General features: G+C 32.3%; 4 protein-coding genes. 2 read left to right on the plus strand and 2 right to left on the minus strand.

Annotation, left to right across the window (positions count from 1 at the left end; all coding sequences use genetic code 11):
- On the minus strand, nucleotides 1-583 hold a 583-nt coding region (locus AC1DJR_RS21425; RefSeq protein ID WP_477003454.1), incomplete at its 3' end, for a helix-turn-helix domain-containing protein.
- Between the two features lie 117 nt (nucleotides 584-700).
- On the opposite strand from AC1DJR_RS21425, the gene AC1DJR_RS21430 reads away from it, so the two are divergent.
- Complete coding sequence (locus AC1DJR_RS21430; protein ID WP_477003455.1) at nucleotides 701-1,969, plus strand: MFS transporter; 1,269 nt, start codon at nucleotides 701-703, stop codon at nucleotides 1,967-1,969.
- Between the two features lie 126 nt (nucleotides 1,970-2,095).
- A complete protein-coding gene (locus AC1DJR_RS21435; RefSeq protein WP_002086429.1) occupies nucleotides 2,096-2,620 on the plus strand; it encodes an outer membrane protein assembly factor BamD in 525 nt (174 codons plus the stop codon).
- 40 nt (nucleotides 2,621-2,660) lie between these two features.
- Here the strand turns inward: AC1DJR_RS21435 and AC1DJR_RS21440 are convergent, their stop codons facing one another.
- Nucleotides 2,661-3,554, minus strand: coding sequence for a LysR family transcriptional regulator (locus AC1DJR_RS21440; RefSeq protein WP_002126660.1), 894 nt, complete (start codon nucleotides 3,552-3,554; stop codon nucleotides 2,661-2,663).
- Between the last annotated feature and the right edge of the window lie 140 nt (nucleotides 3,555-3,694).

The following is a 3,694-nucleotide window of genomic DNA, read 5'->3' on the forward strand; positions in this document are numbered from 1 at the left end:
CATATAAACATAACTCGATATGTATAATGAGATCCATTTCTAAATGTTTCTCCTCATAATCATTTCTAATACTAGCTATAAGTTGTAAACATTCACCATACTTTTTACGTGTGAATATCGTAAAGGATAATTTTAATTTTGTTTCCGTACTGTCCCGGTATAACGTATATTTTTCAAAAATAGAAGTAGCCTTTTCAACGTAATATTCAATGTTGTAATCTTTCATAATCGCCGCAGCTGTTACAAATTGTTTATATAAACGAGCGGTATTTAAAGTAGAAGGTAGCTCTTTTTGAACGATAGGTAGTAAAGTCTCATATACTTCATCACATTTATTTGCCTTTATTAGTTGTTCCATTTGTTGAATGATTTCTACAATTTCTACATCATCTTCTTCTAGTAAAAAACTCGTTTCGCATCCAAGTTTTTCAGCGATGTATTGTAATGTTTTCATGGAAGGTGTAGCTTTTCCATTTTCAATTTGACTTAACATACTTTTTGTCAGTTCTGAACCTGCTAATTCAGTTTGAGTAAGCTTTTTTTCTTTTCGTAACGTTTTAATTTTCTCGCCGAGAGTAGCCATCATATGCTCCTTTATAATCAAAAAGTTAAATGTAATTAAACTTTTCGTTGTAAAAATTGGAAAGTTGTATATATAATAAGTTTAGCACAATTTAACTTTTAAAGGGAGAGTGTCATAATGGGGGATGTAAGTATAGGTCAAAATGATTGGAAAATGAAGATTGCAACGAGAAATATTATTTTAATGATGATTGGAAAAATGACGTCCTTGTTAGGGGCGGGTATTTATACGTTTGCAATGGGATTATACRTATTAAAGACAACTGGTTCAGGAATGGGGTTTGCAACTACTCTTATTTGCGGATCAATACCAAGAATGATCTGTGGCCCAATTGCAGGTGCTGTAGCTGACCGTGTGAACCGAAGATGGCTTGTAATTGGCACTGATTTATTAAGTAGCTTAACAATGCTTATCATGTTTATTCTTGCTACTATATTTGGACCATCACTTCTGTTTATTTATGTATCAGCGGCATTATTATCAATTTGTGCAAGTTTTTATTCTGTTTCATTAACTTCGTCTATTCCTAATTTAGTAGATGAGGAGCGTATTCAAAAAGCGAGTGCTTTAAATCAGACGGCATCATCTTTATCGAATATTTTAGCGCCGATTATTGGAGGAGTTGTATTTGGTTTCTTTTCAATCAAAACATTTTTCCTGTTAAATAGTATTACATTCTTTTTAGCAGTTATTGTACAATTATTCATCGTATTTGATTTATATAAAAAAGAATTGGCCGAAAGTAAAGAGCATTTCTTGACGAGTATAAAAGAAGGTTTTTCATATGTGAAACGACAGCATGAAATATATGGTTTAATGAAAATTGCAGTAGGCGTAAACTTTTTTGCGAGTGCACTTTTCGTTTCGCTTCCATATATTATTATTAAAAATTTGCATTTATCCTCGAAGCAACTCGGTGTTGTAGAGGGAATGTTAGCAGTCGGGATGCTAATTGGTGCAATTGTTTTATCAGTACGTAAAGAAGTGAATAATCCGTTTCGCTCTGTTTATATTGGACTGTTTTTATTTGCGGGCTTGAGTTTATGCACAGTCTTTCCGTTGTTAGTTATCATTCCGAAAGTAGCAAGTTTTATTTACTATATCACTTTTATGATTTTAACTGGTATATCAATGATGGTTGTAAATATCCCGATGCAAGTACATATGCAAAAGACGACAGATCCAAACTATTTAGGACGTGTATTCGGTCTACTTGAAACAATTTCTACTGCAATCGCACCGCTTGGAATGATTGTATATGGATTATTATTAGATATGTTACCGACTAGCATTGTTATGATGACATTAGGTGGAGGGTTATTATTAGTTGTATTAGTTGGAGTAAGAAAGCAAGTGGCGAAAAAGCAAGTGGATGTGTCGGCCTAAAAATAAGAAAGTAATAAAAAATTGACTGGAAATAATAAAAATGACCAAATTAGTATTTTAGTTTTTGAAACTCCTTTTCATGTATGTTACAGTAAAGTGAGCAGGCAAAGAAAAGGAGAAAACATCATGAGAAAATTAAGTTTTGTAATGCTTTTTCTGTTAGTCGTAATGACTGGATGTAGTAATTATGACACGTATATTGAAACAGGTATGCAATCATTGAAAAATGAAAAATATAGTGATGCGATTATGTGGTTTGAAAAAGCGGAAAAAGAAAAATCAGGAAATGAAGCGAAGGCATATAAAGAAGTCGCTCAGTTACTAGATCGCGGTGCGACAGCATTAAAAGACGGTAAGTATTTAGAAACGAAAGATATTGCAAATGAAGTGTTACAAAAGAAAAAAGATGATGCACTTGAAAAAGCTGTGACATCAAATGCAGAGAATATGCTTCAAAAAGCAAAAGATGTGGAAGAGAAAGTAAATGAAAGAGTAGCGAAACGAAAAAAGGTAAATGAAGAAGGAATCGATAAATTAATTAAAGCTGTTGATAGTATAGATGATGTAAAAGAAAAAGAGAAAAAAGTTTCAGAAGCATTAGATAAGGCTGAAGAGGCACAAGCAAAAATTGAGGATAAGAAAAACAAATAGAGTTATAGTTTAAAAGGCTGTCGTGTATAACGACAGCCTTTTAATTTTTTTCTGCAAAAGAAGTAATGCTATGTAGTAAAAAAGAAATTATTTTAGAATTCCATCTGTCCTCATGATGAATGGTATAAATATTACGCTGAAATTCAAAATCAGGGATCGGTATATAGCATAGCTCATTTCGTTGTACTTCTTGCTCAATAGCAAGTTTTGAAATAAAGGCAACCCCATTACCATATTTTAAAATTTGTTTCATCGTTTCTAATGAATCTAGTTCAATTTCTGATTGGAATGTAATGTTATGTGCTAACGTCCATTGTGTAAGTAAATCTCTCGTTGTAGATGGGTTACGATGCAATAATATACGTTCTTTTTCGATATCTTGTAATGATACATTTGTTCTTTTAGAAAGATGATGTTCTTTGGAAAAGGCAAGAACAAGTGTATCAGGCATTACATTCATTTGTTTTAGAAGTGGTTCGTCAAACGGTGCCGCAGAAATTACCCCGAGATCAATTTCATGATTTTGTAGCATCGTTCGAATTTCAGGAGCTGTTTTTACTATGAGTGTTATTTTTATATTTGGAAATTCGCATTGAAATTGGTGAACAACTTCTGGTAAAAGATAAGTCGCKGGTACATAACTAGCACCAATTGTTATGGCGCCTTTATTAAAATCTTTAAACTCTTGTGTGACCCGCCTAGCTTCTTTCATAAGTGCATCTATTTTACAAGCATAATGATGCAATGCCTCGCCAGCTTCTGTTAAGAAATACCTTCCGGAACGTAATTCAAATAAAGGCACACCAAGTTCCTCTTCTAAGCTTTTTATATGAAACGTAATAGTAGGTTGTTTAACGCCAAGTTTTTCTGCAACAATAGTAAGCTTTTTGTATTTCTTAATAAGCACTACAATTTCTAATTTTAAGAGATTCATGATAAATTTGCCCCTTTTTCTTCTAACTATAGAAAAAATCTATAGAAATAAATAGTTTATTAGAGATTTTTTAATTTAATCTTTACAGTACATTAACATTCAGTATAAAACTTCCAGATAGAATGAAAGCAGGTTAAGAA

The sequence above is a fragment of the Bacillus sp. 05T31 genome (genome assembly GCF_056396725.1).